The sequence below is a fragment of the Streptomyces sp. NBC_00075 genome, assembly GCF_045041225.1.
GTDB lineage: Bacteria > Actinomycetota > Actinomycetes > Streptomycetales > Streptomycetaceae > Streptomyces > Streptomyces adonidis.
Map to the genome: position 1 here is coordinate 1,194,659 of NZ_CP108243.1, position 19,547 is coordinate 1,214,205.

The 19,547-nt window shown below is 69.6% G+C and carries 12 protein-coding genes; 9 read left to right on the forward strand and 3 right to left on the reverse strand.

What is annotated here, in order from left to right; translation table 11 throughout:
• Positions 1 to 94 precede the first annotated feature (94 nt).
• From OG787_RS05245 to OG787_RS05260, 4 genes are all read left to right on the forward strand, one after another.
• A complete protein-coding gene (locus OG787_RS05245) occupies positions 95 to 1,120 on the forward strand; it encodes a FecCD family ABC transporter permease (protein ID WP_369030901.1) in 1,026 nt (341 codons plus the stop codon).
• A gap of 2 nt (positions 1,121 to 1,122) precedes the next feature.
• Positions 1,123 to 2,208: a FecCD family ABC transporter permease gene (locus OG787_RS05250; protein WP_369030902.1), complete on the forward strand. Its 1,086-nt coding sequence runs from the start codon at positions 1,123 to 1,125 to the stop codon at positions 2,206 to 2,208.
• A gap of 78 nt (positions 2,209 to 2,286) precedes the next feature.
• The gene (locus tag OG787_RS05255; protein ID WP_369031037.1) at positions 2,287 to 3,147 is read left to right on the forward strand and encodes an ABC transporter ATP-binding protein; all 861 of its coding nucleotides are present in this window, start codon (positions 2,287 to 2,289) and stop codon (positions 3,145 to 3,147) included.
• Complete coding sequence (locus OG787_RS05260) at positions 3,144 to 3,881, forward strand: hypothetical protein (RefSeq protein ID WP_369030903.1); 738 nt, start codon at positions 3,144 to 3,146, stop codon at positions 3,879 to 3,881. The genes OG787_RS05255 and OG787_RS05260 overlap by 4 nt, the downstream gene beginning before the upstream one ends.
• 16 nt (positions 3,882 to 3,897) lie before the next feature.
• Here OG787_RS05260 and OG787_RS05265 read toward each other — a convergent pair whose 3' ends face one another.
• Positions 3,898 to 4,797: a hypothetical protein gene (locus OG787_RS05265; RefSeq protein WP_369030904.1), complete on the reverse strand. Its 900-nt coding sequence runs from the start codon at positions 4,795 to 4,797 to the stop codon at positions 3,898 to 3,900.
• A 527-nt stretch (positions 4,798 to 5,324) separates the two neighbouring features.
• Positions 5,325 to 6,272 (reverse strand): methionyl-tRNA formyltransferase, encoded by a 948-nt coding sequence (locus tag OG787_RS05270; RefSeq protein ID WP_405534421.1) that lies wholly within the window; start codon positions 6,270 to 6,272, stop codon positions 5,325 to 5,327.
• A gap of 84 nt (positions 6,273 to 6,356) precedes the next feature.
• Between OG787_RS05270 and OG787_RS05275 the strand changes: the two genes are divergently transcribed.
• The 4 genes from OG787_RS05275 to OG787_RS05290 all read left to right on the forward strand — a co-directional run bounded on the left by OG787_RS05275 (position 6,357) and on the right by OG787_RS05290 (position 12,397).
• Positions 6,357 to 7,709: a lysine N(6)-hydroxylase/L-ornithine N(5)-oxygenase family protein gene (locus OG787_RS05275; RefSeq protein ID WP_405534422.1), complete on the forward strand. Its 1,353-nt coding sequence runs from the start codon at positions 6,357 to 6,359 to the stop codon at positions 7,707 to 7,709.
• Between the two features lie 100 nt (positions 7,710 to 7,809).
• Positions 7,810 to 9,507, forward strand: coding sequence for an ABC transporter ATP-binding protein (locus tag OG787_RS05280; protein WP_405534423.1), 1,698 nt, complete (start codon positions 7,810 to 7,812; stop codon positions 9,505 to 9,507).
• A complete protein-coding gene (locus tag OG787_RS05285) occupies positions 9,504 to 11,333 on the forward strand; it encodes an ABC transporter ATP-binding protein (RefSeq protein ID WP_405534424.1) in 1,830 nt (609 codons plus the stop codon). Before OG787_RS05280 ends, OG787_RS05285 begins: the two co-directional genes overlap by 4 nt.
• A complete protein-coding gene (locus tag OG787_RS05290) occupies positions 11,333 to 12,397 on the forward strand; it encodes an iron-siderophore ABC transporter substrate-binding protein (RefSeq protein WP_369030909.1) in 1,065 nt (354 codons plus the stop codon). Before OG787_RS05285 ends, OG787_RS05290 begins: the two co-directional genes overlap by 1 nt.
• Before the next feature lie 71 nt (positions 12,398 to 12,468).
• Here the strand turns inward: OG787_RS05290 and OG787_RS05295 are convergent, their stop codons facing one another.
• Entirely contained in the window at positions 12,469 to 13,956 is a 1,488-nt protein-coding gene (locus tag OG787_RS05295; RefSeq protein ID WP_405534425.1) for a family 43 glycosylhydrolase, read from the reverse strand.
• 293 nt (positions 13,957 to 14,249) lie between these two features.
• On the opposite strand from OG787_RS05295, the gene OG787_RS05300 reads away from it, so the two are divergent.
• Complete coding sequence (locus OG787_RS05300; protein ID WP_405534426.1) at positions 14,250 to 19,466, forward strand: family 43 glycosylhydrolase; 5,217 nt, start codon at positions 14,250 to 14,252, stop codon at positions 19,464 to 19,466.
• The last annotated feature ends 81 nt before the right edge of the window (positions 19,467 to 19,547 follow it).

Genomic DNA, 19,547 nt, shown 5'->3' on the forward strand with positions numbered 1-19,547 from the left:
CTAACCAAAAGACCCCAGTCCTGGCAGACCCCATTCCCACCACTACTATTAAGGTCTGCCTAACCTAAGGGAGTTACCCGTTGGAGACCGCACGGTGACGCGGGGCAGAAGGGTTCGCCCCGTTCTTCTTGTGGCGGTGCTGGGCGCCGTCCTGCTCGGACTGTGTCTTCTGTCACTCGCCCTCGGCGCGGCCAGTATTCCGCCCGATCAGGTGGTGCGAGCGCTGTTCGGTGACGCGCCCAGCCGGTTCGTCGACAACGTCATCTGGTCGGCACGGGTGCCTCGTACGACCCTCGGGCTGGCGGCCGGGGCGGCGCTCGGTCTGTCGGGCGCGCTGATGCAGGCGCTGACCCGCAATCCGCTCGCGGACCCGGGGATCCTCGGAGTCAGCGCCGGTGCCTCGTTCGCGATCGTGCTGGCTGTCGGCGTGTTCGGATTCGGGTCGTTCTACGGGTACGTGTGGTTCGCGTTCGCGGGTGCGATGGCGGCCAGCGTCCTCGTGTACTTCCTGGGCAGGCTCGGGCGCTCCGGGCTCACCCCGGTCAAACTGGCGCTCTCCGGCATCGCGGTGACCTCCCTCCTCTCCTCCCTGACCAGCGCGATCGTCCTCACCGACGCCGACGCGCTCAACCGCTACCGCTTCTGGTCGGCGGGTTCGATGGCCGACCAGGACGGCGACACCGTCCTGCGGATCCTGCCCTTCCTCGCCGTGGGCGCACTGCTGGCCTTCGCCTCCGCGCCCGCCCTCAACAGCATGGCCCTGGGCGACGACGTCGCGGCCTCGCTCGGCCGGCGCCTCGGCCTGGTGCGGCTCCAGGGCGTCACGGCGGTCACTCTGCTGACCGGGGCGGCGGTCGCGGTCATCGGCCCGGTCGTCTTCATCGGGCTCGTCGTGCCGCATGTCGCCCGGGTGCTGGCCCAGATGGCGGGGATCGGCCCCGACCAGCGCTGGCTGCTGCCGATGTCCGCCGTACTCGCGCCGAGTCTGCTGCTCGCCGCGGACATCATCGGGCGCCTGATCGCCCGGCCCGTCGAGGTCCAGGCCGGGGTGATCGTCGCCTTCATCGGGGGGCCGTTCTTCATCGCCCTGGTGCGGCGGCGGAAACTGGCGGAGGTGTGAACATGACGAACCCCAAAGCCACGTTGGAGCCCGCTCGCCCTTCCGGCCGCGTCCAGCGCACCTATCGCCTGACGGTCCCCCCGGTCTCCGGGATCCTCCGCCCCCGCCTGGTGACGGTCGGCGCACTGCTCGCCGTGGGCACGTTCCTGCTCTTCTGCTGGAGTCTGACGATCGGCGACTACCCGATCGCCTTCGGGGACGTCGTACGCGCCCTGGTCGGCTCCGGCGACCCCGGTACCGTGCTCGTCGTCCAGGAACTGCGGCTGCCGCGCGCCCTGGTGGGGCTGCTGGCCGGGATCGCGTTCGGGGTGTCCGGCGGGCTGTTCCAGACCATGACCCGCAATCCGCTGGCCAGCCCCGACATGATCGGCCTCACCCAGGGCGCGGGCATGTTCGTGGTCGCCGGCATCGTCCTGGGCTGGGACGGCGGCCTCGGCACCCAGACGCTCGGGCTGCTCGGCGCCCTGACCACGGCGCTCCTCGTGTACGCGCTGGCCTGGCGACGTGGGACCACCGGCTACCGGATCATCCTGGTCGGCATCGGCGTCGCCTGGATCTGTACGAGCGCCACCGACTACCTGGTCGCCAAGGGCGGCCGGTTCCAGGCGCAGGCCGCGCTGGGCTGGCTGGTCGGCAACCTCAACGGCCGTACGTGGTCGGACGTCGGGCCGCTCGCGATCGCCCTGGCGGTCCTCCTCCCTACGGCGCTGCTGCTGGGCAGGCTGCTGCGTACGCTCCAGCTGGGCGACGACGTGGCGACCGGTCTCGGGACCCGCGTCCAGCCCGTACGCCTGGCCATCCTGCTCTCCGGCGTCGGCCTGATCGCCTTCGCGACGGCCTCCGCCGGTCCGGTCGCCTTCGTGGCGCTGGCCGCCCCGCAGATCGCCCAGCGCCTCGCACGCACCGCCTGGCCGCCCACGGTCGCGTCCGGTCTGACCGGGGCGCTGATGGTGCTGGGCAGCGATCTGATCGCCCGTACGCTGATCTCCGGCACGGAACTGCCGGTCGGAATCGTCACCGGCGTGCTCGGCGCGCCCGTCCTGCTCTGGCTGCTCGTCCGCGCCAACCGCGCGGGTTCAGGAGGCTGATCCCCCATGTCGACGGACCCCACGATGCCGGCTGACGCCCTGTCCACGGCCGAGGCCACGACCACCACCGAGGACGCCATGCTCCCGGCGGACCCTCTGCCCACCACCACCCGGGAGCCGGTCGCCGACCCGGACCTGAGAGCGACGGGCCTGCGGCTGTCGTACGACAACCGGGTGGTCGTGGACGGCCTGGATCTGGCGGTGCCGCCCGGCCGGATCACGGCGATAGTCGGCGCCAACGCGTGTGGAAAGTCAACGCTGTTGCGGGCCCTGGCGCGGCTGCTCGCACCGCGCGAGGGCGCGGTCCACCTGGACGGCCGTGCCCTGCACTCCATCCCCACAAGGGAGTTGGCGCAGCGCCTGGGCATCCTGCCCCAAAGCCCGGTGGCGCCCGAGGGGTTGACGGTCATCGACCTGGTCAACCGGGGCCGTTCGCCGCACCAGACCTGGTGGCGGCAGTGGTCGAAGGCGGACGAGCAGGCCGTGCACGAGGCGCTCGCCGCGACCAACATGACCGACCTCGCGGATCGTCCGGTGGACGAGCTGTCCGGGGGTCAGCGGCAGCGGGCGTGGATCGCGATGGCGGTCGCCCAGGGCACGCCCGTACTCCTGCTCGACGAACCGACGACGTATCTCGACCTGGCCCACCAGATCGATGTGTTGGACCTCATCACGGACCTCAACCGGCGCGAGAACCGCACGGTGGTGATGGTCCTGCACGACCTCAACCAGGCCTGCCGGTACGCCGATCACGTCGTCGCCATGAAGTCCGGGCGGATCGTGGCGGAGGGACCGCCGGCGGAGGTCATCACGGCGGAGACGGTGGAGGACGTGTTCGACCTGAACTGCCGCATCACGCTGGACCCGGTCAGCGACACACCGATGGTCATTCCCATGGGCCGCCACCATCAGGACGTACGTGCTAAGACAACCCCATGACCTTGAGAACCGAGCGAACCGACGCGCGTACGTGGCCGGTTGAGCAGCTGAAGGAACTGTTCAGCGAGAGCTTCCCGGAGTTCATCACGGCCGACCGGCTGGTGCCGGAGTACATAGGCCGGGTCCGGGAGTGGTTCGCCGCCTGGAACCTCACGCTGGTGGACGAAGGCGAGGTGCCGGTGGCGGCAGGCTGGGGTGTGCCGGTCCGCTGGGACGGGTCGGTCGAGGGGCTGCCGTCCGGGTACACGGACTCCCTGGTGCGGGCGGTCGAGGGCCACGAGCAAGGCGTGCCGCCGGACACCCTGGTGATCTGCGGCGCGGTCGTCACCCCCGCGCTCAAGGGGCGCGGCCTGGCGGGCGAGACACTGACGGCACTGCGTCGCACCGCCCTGGACTCCGGTCTGACCCGAGTGATCGCTCCGGTCCGCCCGACGACCAAGGCACGCTACCCACTGACCCCGATCGAGACCTTCATGCACTGGCGCCGCCCCGACGGCACCGCCCTCGACCCGTGGATCCGCACTCACGAACGGCTGGGCGCCGAACTCCTGGCCGCGGCCCCGGTCTCCCAGACGATGACCGGCACGGTCGCCGAGTGGGAGCGGTGGACCGGCCTCGCCCTCCCCGCGTCCGGCGAGTACGTCATTCCGGACGGCCTGAGCCTGCTCCGCGTCGACCGCACCGCCGACGAGGGCGTGTACCAGGAGCCGAACATCTGGATGCGGCACGTGTAGGCGTACTGCGTACCGGTCAGCCCGCCTTCGCCGGGTCGGTTCCGTACAGGGTGGCGGCGGCCACGGCCTGCTTCACCGCACATGTCTCCTGTTCGTCCGCCGGGGCGGCCCACAGGGGTATCAGGCGTGACGCGTTGGACGAGGAGTCCATCCGCAGGTAGTGGCAGACGCCGTTGACGCGCAGGGCGACGACGTAGACGTCGGCGCCGAGGACCTGTCCGGCGACCTCGCTCACGGTGTCCCCCGTGGCAACCAGCCTCCTCTCCTTCAGGAAGTCCGTGGCGCCCTGCGGGGTGTGGGCGTAGCCGGCAGTCGCCAACCGCCGGTACGCGAACGCCCCGGTGGGCTGCCGGTCGAGCAGCACACCCAGCTGCGCGACGAGGCTGCCGGGCTTGCCGTCGGTCCTGGTGTCCGGACAGGTCATGGCCGACCGCTCCACGCTGTGGGCGCCGAAGCCGAACGTGTAGCGGTAGCAGCGGACGGGATAGGCGTTCGCGGCGACGGTATCCTTGCCGGGCGGCACCAGTCCCAGCATCACCTGTGCCGTATGGACTTTGGCGCCGGACCTGCCCTGCGCCGTACCTGCGCTGAGCACCACTCCGCCGTGCGCCTCGGTCTGGGCGACGATCGTGCCCTCGGTGAACTGGCCCCCGTAGGTGTGCCCCGGTGAGTAGAAGCCCGAGTTCAGGTCGCCGCGCAGATCCTGGGCGAGCCCGGCGGCCTGTGCGTCGACGGCGGACGTGTCCCGAGCGGTGAGCCGCTGGTGGAGCAGGGTGCCGGCCACGCCCGCGGCCCCGGCGACGAGCGCCGTCGTCACGAACAGCAGGGCCCGCACCCAGGCGCCACGCCCGCGCACCGACCTGGCCCCCGCAACGGACTCCCGGTCCCGCGGAGCCTCCACCATGCGCGCCGCCATGTGCTTCCCCTGCCCGTTAGCCGCCTCAACTCGCTTTCCGCAGCCAGATATTGCCACTTGCCGGTGACGCCTCCGCAGTGCCCCTGCACCCAGGCGTCGGCCCGAACCCCGGACACCACGTTCCGCCGCGGCGGTCCCTCCGGGACGGTCGGGTCGTCGAAGTCCTTGGCCGGATCGTGGGTCACGCCCAGGCGGCGCATCACCGCCCGGTCCGGTCAGCGATACGCCGATGGTGATCCCGATGCGCCGCCATCACGGGGATCGGTGGTTTTTCCTCGCCCCCGCCGCCCCTACCCGTCCCATCCTCGGGGCGCTGCCCCCGAACCCCCGTATCGCGCTGAACGCGCTCGTCCTCAAACGCCGGACGGGCTGGATGTGGTGCCGGCCGATGCTTGATCTTTCAGCCCAGGCCCAGGTATCTCAGCCCGTCCGGCGTTTGAGGACGAGGCCGTTCAGGCCGACAGCGGGGGTCTGGGGGCGCAGCCCCCAGGGATGGGAACGGGTAGGGGCGGCGGGGGCGAGAAACGTCAGGGACGCGCCGTCAGGTACCCGCCCATCGTCCGGAAGTACTCCGTCGCCGCGATCTCCGACCCGTCCTCCGTCCGGACCCGCTTCACCAACAGGCCCCGCAGCCGCCCGTTCCGCGCCTCCGCGCCCGCGACCACCACGATGCCGTCGCCCTCGCGGATGAAGATGCGGCCGGGGGTGCCGCCGTAACAGCCCTCCGAGACCGCGGCCTCGACTATGCGTATCCGCTGACCCTTGTGGTGGGTGAACGCGTTCGGGTACGGGTCCGACTGAGCACGGATCAGGCGCTCAATCGCCTCCGCCGGCCAGCTCCAGTCGATGCGGCTGTCCTCCAGCGACCGCTTGTGGAAGAAGCTCGCCCTGCTGCGGTCCTGCGGGATCCACTCCGCGCGGCCCGATGCGATGAGTGCGAGGGACTCGTGGACCACCGGTGTGATCAAGTCCACAGTGCGGTGGAAGAGATCAGTCACCGTATCGCGCGCGCCGACCGGGATCGCGCGCTGAAGCAGCACGTCACCGGCGTCCAGCTCCGCGTTCATGCGATGGGCGGTGACTCCGACCTCCCGTTCGCCGTTGATGAGCGCCCAGATCAGCGGGGAGAAGCCCGCGTACGCCGGGAGGAGGGAGTCGTGGATGTTGAGCGTGCCGTGTGCCGGGAGGTCGAAGATCTCGGGGGGCAGCACCGTGCGCCAGTTGTTGGCGACGATCAGGTCCGGCCCCAACTCCCGCAAGGCGCCCAGGAGTTCGGGGTCGTCCGGGCGGTTGCGCAGCAACACGGGAATGCCGTGCTTCTCGGCGAGGTCGGCCACCGAGTCGTCCCAGATTTTTTCGTATACGTGGTCGCTCTTGGGGTGGGTGACCGCCATGACCACCTCGTGATCGGAGTCCAGCAGGGCCTGGAGCGTGCGGTGCCCCCAGGTCTGATAGCCGAACATGACGACCCGCATAGTCGATCCTTCCGTAGGACACACCATTGCAAGGTAAGGCTAACCTTATTTAACATCAGTGCGCCTAGGGGAAGGGAAGTTGCGGTGAACGCACTGCACGACGAACCGGACGCCATCCATGACGTGCTCGGTATCGGCTTCGGCCCGTCAAATCTGGCGCTGGCCATAGCCATCGCGGAACACAACGCACAAGCCGCGCCTGAGGAGCGCATTCGCGCCGAGTTTCTGGAGCGCCAGCCACGGTTCGGCTGGCACCGCGGCATGCTCATCGACGACGCGACCATGCAGGTGTCCTTTCTCAAGGACCTGGTCACCATGCGCAACCCGACCAGCGACTTCAGCTTCCTGTGCTTCCTGCGGGACCGTGGCCGGCTGGTGGACTTCCTCAACGCGAAGACGCTCTTCCCGCTGCGGATCGAGTTCCACGAGTACTTCGAGTGGGCGGCGGGCCGGGTCGCGGACCAGGTCACGTACGACGCGGAGGTCGTGTCCGTCGAGCCTGTGCTGACCGAGGGCGGCGAGGTCCGCTGGTTCGACGTCGTCAGCCGCGTACCCGGCCGGCCGGAGCGTACGGTGGTCCGCCGGGCCCGCAACATCTCGGTGGCCGTCGGTCTCGAACCGCATGTGCCGCCCGGCACCGCGCTGTCCGACCGCATCTGGCACAACAGCGAACTGGTCCCGCGCACCCGCGAGTTGAGCGGTACGGGTGCCTCCGTGGACCGCATTCTCGTCCTCGGCGCGGGCCAGAGCGGCGCCGAGGCGGTCGACTTCCTGCACCGCTCCTTCCCCGACACCGAGGTCTGCGCGGTGTTCGCCAAATACGGCTACACGCCCGCGGACGACAGCCCGTTCGCCAACCGGATCTTCGACCCGGAGGCGGTGGACGTCTACTTCCGGTCCCGGCCGGAGGTTAAGCAGTCGCTGTACGACTACCACCGAAGCACCAACTACTCGGTGGTGGACATGGACCTGATCGAGTCGCTGTACGCCACGATGTACCGCGAGAAGGTCCAGGGCAACGAGCGGCTGCGGATGCGCAACGTCTCCCGCATCCGGGACGTCGAGCAGCTCGACGACCGGCTGGACGTCACCGTCGAGTATCTCCCCACCGGGGAACGGGAGGTGCTCTCCTGCGACGTGCTCGTGCACGCCACCGGATACCGGCCCCGGGACCTCGACACCCTGCTGGGCAGAGCGGCGAAACTCTGCCTGCGCGACGACAACGACGCCGTCCGGGTCGGCCGCGACCACCGGGTCGAGGCGGCGCCCGAAGTCACCGCCGGCATCTACCTCCAGGGCGCGACCGAGCACACGCACGGTCTCACCTCGACGCTGCTGTCGACGACCGCCGTTCGCTCGGGAGAGATCCTCGACTCCCTGCTCGACCGTCGCACGGTCGACGCGGGCGCGAGCGCTGGGCAACCATCTTCAACTTAGAGTAGCCTCACCTAAGTTTTAGGCCTGCCCAAGTGCACGTACACGCACTTAGGCAGGCCTTACCGGCCCAAACCGTCGTCCGATCCCAGAGGGGTTACGGGTGAGTAGTCCTTCACAGCTGTCGGGGCGGGACGTCCTGCGACAGACCGTCAGAGGGCAGCGGCGCGATGTCGCCGTCGGCTCGCTGCTCGGCTCCGGCCACCAGTTGGGCGAGGCCATGGTGCCGGTCCTGATCGGTCTGGTCATCGACCGCGCCGTCACGGACTCCGACACCGGCTCCCTGGTGAGCTGGCTCGTCGTCCTCGCCGTCGTCTACGTCGGTCTCGCGCTGAGCTGGCGCTTCAGCGCCTGGTCCGCCGACCGGGCCGCCGCCCAGGCCGAGCACACCCTCCGCATCTCCCTCGTACGCCGGGTCCTGGCCCCCGGGGGCGGCGCGGAGGAGGGCCGGCTGCCCGGCGCCCTCGCCAACATCGCCACCGAGGACGCCAAACGAGTCGGCGCCGTCAACATGGCCGCCATGGCCGGGATTTCGGCCCTCGCCGGCGTCCTCGTCAGCGCGGTCGTCCTGCTGCGTACGTCCGTCACGCTCGGCCTGGTCGTGCTGCTCGGCACTCCGGTGCTGCTGTGGCTGGGCCATCTGCTGAGCAAGCCGCTGGAGTCGCGCAGCGAGGCCGAGCAGGAGCGGGCCGCGCACGCGTCGGCGGTCGCCGCCGATCTGGTGGCAGGTCTGCGTGTCCTCAAGGGCATCGGCGGCGAGTCGACCGCCCTGGCCCGCTACCGCACGACCAGCCGCGACTCCCTCCAGGCCACCCTGAAGGCGGCCCGCGCGCAGGCCTTCCAGAGCGGCATGGTGCTCACCCTCACGGGTTGCCTCATCGCCGCCGTCGCCCTGGTCGGCGGCCGACTCGCGGCCCAAGGGGACATCAGTCTCGGCCAGTTGGTGTCGGCGGTCGGACTCGCCCTCTTCCTCCTCGGCCCGTTGGAAGTCCTCGCGTGGGTCAACGCCGAGCTGGCCCAGGGCCGCGCCTCGGCGACCCGGATCGCGGAGGTGCTGGCCGCACCGCACACCATCACCCCGGGCACCGCGGCCCTGGCCGAGCCGGTGCGCGGCGCGGTCCGCCTCACCGGCGTCAGCCTCGGCGGACTCCGGGGCCTCGACCTCGACATCGCGCCGGGCGAGCTGCTCGGCGTGGTCGCGACCGACCCCGCGCACGCCACCGACCTGCTGCGCTGTCTGGCCCGTCGCTCCGACCCGGAGACGGGCACCGTCGAGCTGGACGGCATCCCCCTGCGGGACCTGGACCCGGCCGAGCTGCGCACCGCGCTGCTGGTGGCCGAGCACGACGCTGACCTCTTCGAGGGCACCGTCCGCAGCAACGTCACGGCGGCCGCTCCCGACGGGGCCGACCCGGAACCGGCGATGACGGCGGCCGGGGTGGCCCAGGTCGCGCAGACCCTCCCTGACGGCGAGGACACGGCGGTCAGTGAGCAGGGCCGTTCCCTCTCCGGCGGGCAGCGTCAACGCGTCGCGCTGGCCAGGGCGTTGGCGGCCGAGCGGCCCGTCCTGGTGGTCCACGATCCGACGACCGCCGTCGACACGGTGACCGAGGCGGGCATCGCCACCGGAGTCCGGGAGATCCGCAAGGGCCGTACGACGGTGCTGGTGACCACGAGTCCCGCACTGCTGTCGGTCACCGACCGGGTCGTCCTGCTGGAGGACGGACGGGTGACCGAAACGGCCCCGCACGCCGATCTGATACACCGTCACGAGACCTACCGAGCGGCGGTGCTGTCATGACCGACCACGAACTCCCCGGCACGACACGGGAGTTGCTGCCCACGGCGACGCCCCGGCGCACCCGTGCCGCCGTCGGCGAACTGGTCCGCCCACACCGCGGGCTCGCCATCGGCGCGTTCGCCGTGATGGTCGCGGCGACCGGTGTCGGACTGCTCGTCCAGCCGCTGCTCGGCCGCATGGTGGACCTGGTCGCCGACCACCGCCCGCCGGACGAACTCACCCTGCCCGTCGTCCTCCTGGTCCTGGTGGCCGTCGCCCAGGGCGGCACCACCACACTCGGGCTGTCCCTGGTGTCCCGGCTCGGCGAGACCGTACTGGCCCAGCTGCGCGAGCGGTTCGTCGAGCGGGCGCTGCAACTGCCCCTGGAGCAGGTGGAGAAGGCCGGCTCCGGCGACCTCAACGCCCGCGTCACCCGGGATGTCTCCGTGGTCGGCGAGGCGGTGCGCAACGCACTGCCCGAGCTGGCCCGTTCCCTGCTCGCCATCGTGCTGACCTTCGCCGCGCTGGCCGCACTGGACTGGCGCTTCCTGCTGGCCGCACTGCTCGCGGTGCCCATCCAGGCGGGGACCGCGCGGTGGTACGTACGCAACGCGGTGCCCCTGTACGCCGAGCAGCGCATCGCCATGGGGTCCCAGCAGCAGCAGCTCCTGGACACGATCGCGGGCGCCGGGACCGTACGGGCGTTCCGGCTGGAGGAGCCGCACACCGAGTCGGTGACCCGACGGTCGTCCGCCGCCGTCGCGCTGACGATGCGGGGCGTGCGGCTGGTGCTGGGCTTCTACAACCGGCTGCACATCGCCGAGTACACCGGTCTGGCTGCCGTCCTGGTCACCGGGTTCCTGCTGGTTCGCGCCGACTCCGTGTCCATCGGTACGGCGACGGCAGCCGCGCTCTACTTCCACAGCCTCTTCGGTCCGGTCAACCAGGCCCTGGCCCTGCTCGACGACGCCCAGTCGGCGACGGCGGCGCTGGCCCGGCTGGTCGGCGTCGCGGACGTACCGGCCCCCGAGGCCACTCCCCCGGCGCCCACCGCGCAGCACCGGGAGCCCGGCACGGTCACCGTGACCGGCGTGCACCACGAGTACGTACCGGGGCGTCCCGTCCTTCGGGACGTGCATCTCACGCTCGCCGCCGGGGAGCGCGTCGCGCTGGTCGGGCCGAGCGGCGCGGGCAAGACGACGCTCGCCAAGCTCATCGCGGGGGTGCACGAGCCGACCTCCGGCACGGTCCACCTCACCGGTGCGTCAACGAGCGCCGACAGCTTGCGAGTTGCCCTGGTCACCCAGGAGACGCACGTCTTCGCGGGCCCGCTCGCCGACGATCTGCGGCTCGCGCGCGCCGACGCGACGGACGAGTCACTGCGCTCGGCCCTGACCGAAGTGGACGCGCTGGACTGGGTGTCGGCGCTGCCCGAGGGCCTGGACACCGTCGTCGGCGAGGGCGGGCACCGGCTCACCGCCGCCCAGGTGCAGCAACTCGCCCTGGCCCGGCTGGTGCTGGCGGATCCGCCGGTCGCCGTGCTGGACGAGGCGACGGCCGAGGCCGGCAGTACCGGAGCGCGGCTGCTGGAGAAGGCAGCCGACCGGGCGATCGAGGACCGTACGGCCCTCGTGGTCGCCCACCGCCTCACCCAGGCCGCGGACGCGGACCGGATCGTCGTCATGGACGGCGGCCGGATCGTGGAGAGCGGAACCCATGACGAGCTGTGCGCGGCAGCCGGCACCTACGCCTCCCTGTGGCAGGCCTGGTCCGGCACCCGTTCCACAGCCGAGAAGCCCCCCACGCCCCGTCCCAGCACCGACACCACCACCATGAAGGACCACTGATGCTCGGCTCTCCCAGAGGCACTCGGCTCGCCGCGGCGCTCACCTCCGTACTGCTCCTCTTCGGTACCGCCACCGCCTGCGGTTCCGACGACGACTCCTCAGACACGGCGGGCTCCGAGGCCACCGCGTCGACCAGCTCCGCGTTCCCGGTGACCCTGACGCACAAGTACGGCAGCACCACCATCGAGTCCGAGCCGAAGCGGATCGTCACGGTCGGTCTGACCGACCAGGACGCCGTGCTCGCGCTGGGCAAGGTGCCGGTCGGTACGACCGAGTGGCTGGGCGGCTACAAGGGCGCCATCGGCCCGTGGGCCGCGGACAAGCTGGGCAGCGCGGCGGTGCCGACCGTCCTCAAGGACACCGGCACGGGCCCGTCGGCGGAGAAGATCGCCGCGCTCAGGCCCGACCTGATCCTCGCGGTCTACAGCGGTCTGACGAAGGCGCAGTACGACACGCTGTCGAAGTTCGCCCCGGTGGTGGCCCAGCCGAAGGAGTACAACGACTTCGGTGTGCCGTGGCAGGACCAGACCGAGATCATCGGCAAGGCGCTCGGCCAGGAGGCCAAGGCGAAGGAGCTGGTCACCGGCGTCGAGACCGACTTCAAGACGGCTGCCTCCGAGCACCCCGAGTTCGCCGGCAAGACCGGCCTGATGGCGACCCCGTACGAGGGCATCTTCGTCTTCGGCAGCCAGGACCCGCGCTCGCGCGTCCTCACGAACCTCGGTTTCAAGCTGCCCACCGACCTGGACAAGGTGATCGGTGACGAGTTCGGCGCGAACATCAGCAAGGAGCGCACCGACCTCCTGAACACGGACGCGATCGTGTGGATCGTCGCCGACACCACCAAGGACAAGGCGACGCTGCGCAAGGACGCCCTGTACGCGGACCTGAAGGTGGCCAAGGAGGACCGTGAGGTCTTCGTCAAGGAGAGCAGCGACTACGGCAACTCCGTGTCGTTCGTGTCGGTGCTGAGCCTGCCGTACATGCTGGAGCGGCTGGTCCCGCAGCTGTCGGCGGCCGTCGACGGCAAGACGGACACGAAGGTGACCGAGCCCACGAGCTGACGTCTCCTCACATGGCTGTGGCCCGACCGGAGTTGCGGTCGGGCCACAGCCACATGGGGACTACTGCCGGCTCACGTGGTGGGCCTGATCTGCCACTGCTGGCAGTTGTTGTTCAGCCAGGTCCACTGGCGTACGTCGGCGCCGTTCGCGCCGGAGCAGTCGGCGACGTCGGCGACCTTGCCGGTGGACTCGTTCACGATGCGCACGTAGTCACCGGTGGCCGTGTAAACCAGCCTGAACTTCTGGCAGTTGTTGTTCAGCCAGGACCACTGGCGCAGATCCGTGCCGTCGGCGGTGGCGCAGTCAGCGGTGTCCATCACCTTGCCGGTGGCGACGTTGACCAGCCGGCTGGTGTCGTTGGCCTGGTCCTCGATGCGCCACTTCTGGTTGGCGCCGCCGTTGCACGTCCACTGGAAGATGTTGGTGCCGTCGGCGGTGTTCCCGCCCTCCACGTCGAGGCACTTGCCGCTGTTGCGATTCACCAGCGTGTACGCGGTCGGGGTCACCGCGGTCTCACCCGCCGGGCCGGGAAGCGTGGTGCCGAGCGCGACCGGGGTGCCGAAGTTCGGCGTGCCGTCGGCGTTCCAGGTGAACTTCTGGGCGCGGGTGGTCCGGCCGTTGCCGCAGCCGCCCGAGGCCGAGTTGTTGGCGTGGTAGACGATCCAGTTCTCGGTGCCGTCCGGCGAGGTGAAGAACCCGTTGTGGCCCGGCCCGTAGACCCCGGCGGCGTCGTTGCGCTGGAAGACGGGCGTCTGCTTCTTCGTCCAGGACGATGCCAACAGCGGGTCGGTGCCGGTGAGTTCGAGCTGACCGAGCTTGTAGTCGGCGGTCTGGCAGTAGCTCGCGGAGAAGGTGAGGAACGTCCGGCCGTCGTGGTAGAGCGGCTCGGGCCCCTCGTTGACGGGCGCCCCAGAGGTCTCCCAGGCCAGCGTCGGCTGGGAGATCAGGCTGAAGGTGGAGCCGCTGATGGTGTACGGGTTGGTCATCGGCGCGATGACGAGGCTCTGCTTGCTGCCGCCGATGGCACCGCTGCCGACCAGGTAGAGCTTGCTGTTGTACTTCAGCACGGTGGCGTCGATGAGCCAGCCGCCCGGGTCGAGGTTGGACCCGGTGAGCTGGTTCTTGAAGGTGTACGGACCCATCGGGTCGGTGCCGGCACTCTCCACGACGTACGTCCGCTGCTGGTCGCAACAGGCGGCCCCGCTCGGCGCGCCGGAGTAGTACAGATACCAGTGGCCGTCGAAGAAGTGCAGCTCGGGCGCCCAGAAGTTGTTGTTGCGGGTCGAGGTGGTGTCGCTCCAGACCTGCACGCTGGGAGCCGTCGAAAGACCGGCCAGGGTCGGTGACTTGCGCATGGTCAGGACGCCGGTGAAGGACGTGGTGACCAGGTAGTAGTTGCCGTTGTAGTACTCGAGCCAGGGGTCGGCGCCCTTCTGCGACTTGACCGGGTTCGTGTACGGGCGCCCCTCGGCCGCGACGGCGGGCTGAATGCCCACGACGGGCACGAGCAGCGCGAGAAGCGCTGCCAGGAGGGTCAACCAGTGACGGGTACGGAACACAACAGGTCCCCTTCTTATGGCCACATTGTTCACGTTGTTCGAAATCCCGGACTATGTACGTAACTTCGACCAGAACATAGGTACGCGAGGTGCACACGTCAACGCTTGTGACAGCTTCGGTTCCGGTTGACGTCCGGCGCGTTAAAACAAGTTGTCCGACCTGCCGAACGTCGTTCGAAAAGTCTTGACGCCCCTGGTCGCAGCGATTGACACTCTCGCAACGCGAGGACACACAGACGAAATCTGCGCCCCTCCGTCACCTCCCCCGTGCCTGAGCAGAGGAAGCCGAAACGATGCACCTCCCGAGATCGCGCGGCCGTACCAGACGCTGGTCGGAACGGCTCGCCGGACTGACCGCCGCTTCGCTTCTCCTCGGCCTCGCCGGGCCGTTGGCGCTGTCCGCCCCCGCCCAGGCAGCCGCGGCCGACATCACCGACGGTCTGGCCCTCTGGTACAAGCTCGACGCGGCCTCCGGCACCGCGGTCGCCGACGCCTCGGGCAACGGCCGTACCGGCACGGTGAACGGCACGGCCGGCTGGTCCAACTCCGGTGAGGGGCTCGCCTTCAACGGTTCCGACACCTACATCAAGGTGCCGGACAACATCATGAGCGGGCTGAACTCGATCACCGTCTCGATGGACGTGAAGGTCGACACCGCCCAGTCCAACCCGTACTTCATCTACGGCTTCGGCAACACCAGCGGCTCGGCCGGCAACGGCTACCTGTTCACCACGGGCAACTCCTTCCGGACCTCCATCGCCAGCGGCAACTGGTCGACGGAGCAGACGACCCGGTCCGCGGGCACCAACCTCCAGCGCGCGGTGTGGAAGCAGATCACCTACACCCAGACCGGCAACACGGGCGTGCTCTACGAGGACGGCGTGGAGGTCGGCCGCAACACCGCGATCACCCTCACCCCCGGCTCCATCGGCTCGGGCACGACCACCGCCAACTACATAGGCAAGTCTGTCTATCCCGGCGACAACCTCTTCAAGGGCAACATCCGCGACTTCCGGGTCTACGACCGGGCACTGGCGAACACCGAGGTCGAGGAACTCTCCCTCCCCGTCGCCACACAGGGCGTCGCCGCCGACAAGTCGGCCCTGACACTGGGCGACACGAGCGCGGTGATCGCCGATCTGACCCTGCCGAGTGCGGGCCCGGCGGGCGGTTCCGCCATCACCTGGGCGACCGACAACGCCTCGGTGGTGTCGGCGACCGGCGCCGTGACCCGCCCGGCCGCCGGCCGGCCCGACGGCCACGTGACGCTCACGGCGACCCTCAAGAAGGGCCCGGTGAGCGACACCAAGACCTTCGACGTCACGGTCCCGGCCACCTTCGACGACACGACGGCCACCCAGAAGGCCGCCGAGGCACTCACCGTCCCGAACATCGACGACGTACGGGGGAACCTCACGCTCCCCTCAACGGGCGTCTACGGCACGGCGGTTGCCTGGTCCTCGGCGAACCCGGACGTCATCACGGCCGACGGCGTGGTCCACCGCCCCGCGCACGGCGACGGCGGTACGACGGTCGACCTGACCGCGACCGTCACCAAGGGCACGGCCACCACGACCCGCACGCTGACCGCCGAGGTCCCCGAACTCCCCGCGAAGGAAGCCCTCAAGGGCTACATGTTCAGCTACTTCACCGGCGAGGGCACCTCGGACGGCGAACAGCTCTACGCGGCCCTCAGCAAGGGCAACGACCCGCTGAAGTGGCGGGAGTTGAACGACGGCAAGCCCGTCCTGACCTCCACGCTCGGCGAGAAGGGCCTGCGCGACCCGTTCATCATCCGCTCCCCCGAGGGCGACAAGTTCTACCAGATCGCCACCGACCTGCGGATCTACGGCAACGGCGACTGGGACGCCTCCCAGCGCACCGGCAGCAAGTCCATCATGGTGTGGGAGTCCACGGACCTGGTGAACTGGACCAACCAGCGCCTGGTGAAGGTCTCCCCGGACTCGGCAGGCAACACCTGGGCCCCCGAGGCGTACTACGACGAGAAGCTCGGCGAGTACGTGGTCTTCTGGGCGTCGAAGCTGTACACCACCGCCGACCACTCCGGCGACACGTACAACCGCATGATGTACGCGACGACCCGTGACTTCTACACCTTCAGCGAGCCCAAGGTCTGGGTCGACCGCGGCTACTCGGTCATCGACTCCACGGTCGTCCAGCACGACGGCGAGTACTACCGCCTGTCCAAGGACGAGCGGAACAACAGCTCCTCCACGCCCAACAGCAAGTTCATCTTCGAGGAGAAGAGCGACTCGCTGAAGAACCTCTCCTGGACCGCCGTCGCCGAGGGCATCGGCAAGGGCGTGATGAGCGCGGCCGAGGGTCCGTTGGTGTTCAAGTCGAACACCGAGGAGAAGTGGTACGCGTTCCTCGACGAGTTCGGCGGTCGCGGCTACATCCCCTTCGAGACGACGGACCTGGACTCCGGCGTCTGGACCCCGTCCACCGGCTACGACCTGCCGTCAAAGCCCCGCCACGGCACGGTACTTCCGGTCACCCAGTCCGAGTACGACCGGCTCCTGAAGACCTACCAGCCGGACCAGATCATCACGAGCGCCGAGGACGTCAAGGTCGAGACGCGCATCGGTGACGCCCCGGTCCTGCCCGCCACCGTCATCGCCGAGTCCGCGGACGGTGTGAAGCGGCCCGTCGCCGTCACCTGGAAGGCCGTGGCCGAGTCGCAGTACGCGCAGGCCGGCACCTTCACCGTGCAGGGCGATCTGGCGGGCGACTCCGCGATCGGGGTCACCGCCGAGGTCACGGTCTCCGCCGAGGGCCCGGACGTCCCGGCCGACCTGCTCCTGCACTACGACTTCGACGAGACCGGCGGCAGCATCGCCCGCGACTCCAGCGGCCACGGCTACCACGGCACCTACGTCCGAACTCCCGACTTCGGTACGGGAGTCGAGGGCGGCTCCTTCAAGATGTCCGGCGGCAACAGCAGCTCCAGCTCGCCGTACGTCAAGATCCCGGGCGGGGTCCTGAAGGACACCACCAGCGTCACCGTCTCCACGTACGTGAAGTGGAAGGGCGGCGACAACTTCCAGTGGCTGTTCGGCCTCGGCCCCGACAGCAACAAGTACCTGTTCGCCACGCCGTCCAACGGCGGCGGGAAGCTGTTCTCCGCGATCACCAGGGCGACTTGGTCCGGGGAGAAGCAGATGATCGGCGGCTCGCAGCTCACCGCCGGTCAGTGGAAGCACCTCACCGTCACGCTGAACGGCGAGACCGAGACGGCGATCCTCTATGTCGACGGCGCCGAGGCGGCCCGCGTCAGCGGTGTCACCGTCAAGCCGTCCGAGCTGTACGACTCCGCGAAGGACTACTCCGGCTACATCGGCAAGTCCCTGTACTCGCCGGACCCGTACTTCGGCGGCGAGGTCGACGACTTCCGGATCTACAACCGGGCCCTGACGCCCGCCGAGGTCCTGGAGATCAGCGGCAACACCACCGGCATCGCCGCGGCGACCCACCCGGCGCTGAAGACCGACGCGATCATCACCGACAAGGACAGCAGGATCGTCCTGCCGCTCACCCCGGGCAGTGATGTCACCGCCCTGGCACCGGAGTTCACCCTGGCCCACGGCGCGAGCATCAGCCCCGCCTCCGGCACGCTGCGCGACTTCACCAAGCCGGTCACGTACGAGGTCAGCGGCTCCGACGGCAAGAAGCGCACCTGGACGGTGTCGGCCGTGGAGATGAAGAGCCCGGTGCTGCCGGGCCTGAACGCGGACCCGAACATCGTCCGCTTCGGCGACACCTTCTACATCTACCCGACCACCGACGGCTTCGAGGGCTGGAGCGGTACGCAGTTCAAGGCGTACTCCTCCAAGGACCTGGTCCACTGGACCGACCACGGCGTCATCCTGGACCTCGGTCCCGACGTCTCCTGGGCCGACAGCCGCGCCTGGGCGCCGGCGATGGAGGAGAGGGACGGCAAGTACTACTTCTACTTCTGCGCCGACGCGAACATCGGTGTCGCGGTCTCCGACTCGCCCACCGGCCCGTTCAAGGACGCGCTCGGCAAGCCGCTGCTGAAGGCCGGTGACTACACGGGCCAGATGATCGACCCGGCGGTCTTCACCGACGACGACGGCACGTCCTACCTCTACTGGGGCAACGGCCGCGCCTACGTGGTCCCGCTGGGCGACGACATGGTCTCCTTCGACGCCTCGAAGGTCACCAACATCACGCCGAGCAACTACAACGAGGGCTCCTTCGTCATCAAGCGCAAGGGCACCTACTACTTCATGTGGTCGGAGAACGACACACGTGACGAGAACTACCAGGTCGCCTACGCCACCGGCCCCTCGCCCACCGGCCCCTGGACCAAGCAGGGCGTGATCCTGGAGAAGGACCTCTCGCTCGGCATCAAGGGCCCCGGCCACCACTCGGTGGTCAACGTCCCGAACACCGACGACTGGTACATCGCCTACCACCGCTTCGCGATCCCCGGCGGCGACGGCATGCACCGCGAAACGACCATCGACAAGCTGGAGTTCGACGCCGACGGTCTGATCAAGAAGGTCGTCCCGACTCTGTCGAGCATCGACCCGGTGACGATCGTCCACGCGGGAGCGGACACAACGGGCCAGGAGGGCAGCGCGATCCCGCTCACGGGCACCATCTCCGGGGCAGGCACCCCGAGTTGGAGCGTCGGGGCGACAACCCCCTGCACGATCTCGAACAGGACGGCCATCCCGGCATCCCTCACCTGCACGGACAACGGCACGTACGAGGTCACCCTGACCGGAGGCCGCAGCACCGACACCCTGACGGTGACGGTCACCAACGCACCCCCGTCGATCACCTCGGCCCAGGGCCCCAAGACCCCGGTACCGGCGGGCAAGCGCACCCCGGCCGCCCTCACGGTGAAGTTCACCGACCCGGGCCGCTCCGACACCCACACCTGCGCCATCGACTGGAAGGACGGCACCACCCCGACGCCCGGCAGGGTCACCGGCGGCCTCTGCGAGGCGACCCACGCCTACCTCACGGCGGGCATCTTCCGCCCGACGGTCACGGTCACGGACGACGACGGGGCCTCGGACACGGTCCAGCTCCCCGAGCTGGTCGTGTACAACCCCGCCGGCCGCGCGACGGGCATCGGCGTGATCCCGTCCCGGGCGGGCGCCTACCCGGCCGACCCGGCACTGACCGGCAAGGCGGGCTTCTCCTTCGGCGCCTTCTACAAGAAGGGGGCGACGGTCCCGACGGGCACGGCGTCCTTCGACTTCGCGGCGGGCGGCAAGTCCAAGGTGGGCGTACGACTGCGCTCCACGTCCTCCGACTGGCTGGTGGTGACGGGCTCCAAGGCCGTGTACCAGGGCTCCGGCTCGGTCAACGGCAAGAGCGGCTACGCCTTCCTCATCACCGCGACCGACGGACCGGACACCTTCCGCATCCGGATCTGGCAGAAGTCCACCGGGGACGTCGTGTACGACAACCTCACAGGGACCGCGACGAAGGGCATCGCCATCGGCCACTAGGCCGGATGCACTGATCGCGCCGGACAGCAGCACCCGAGGGCGCGTACACCGAGCAGGGCCCGACAGCCCGCCCGGTGTACG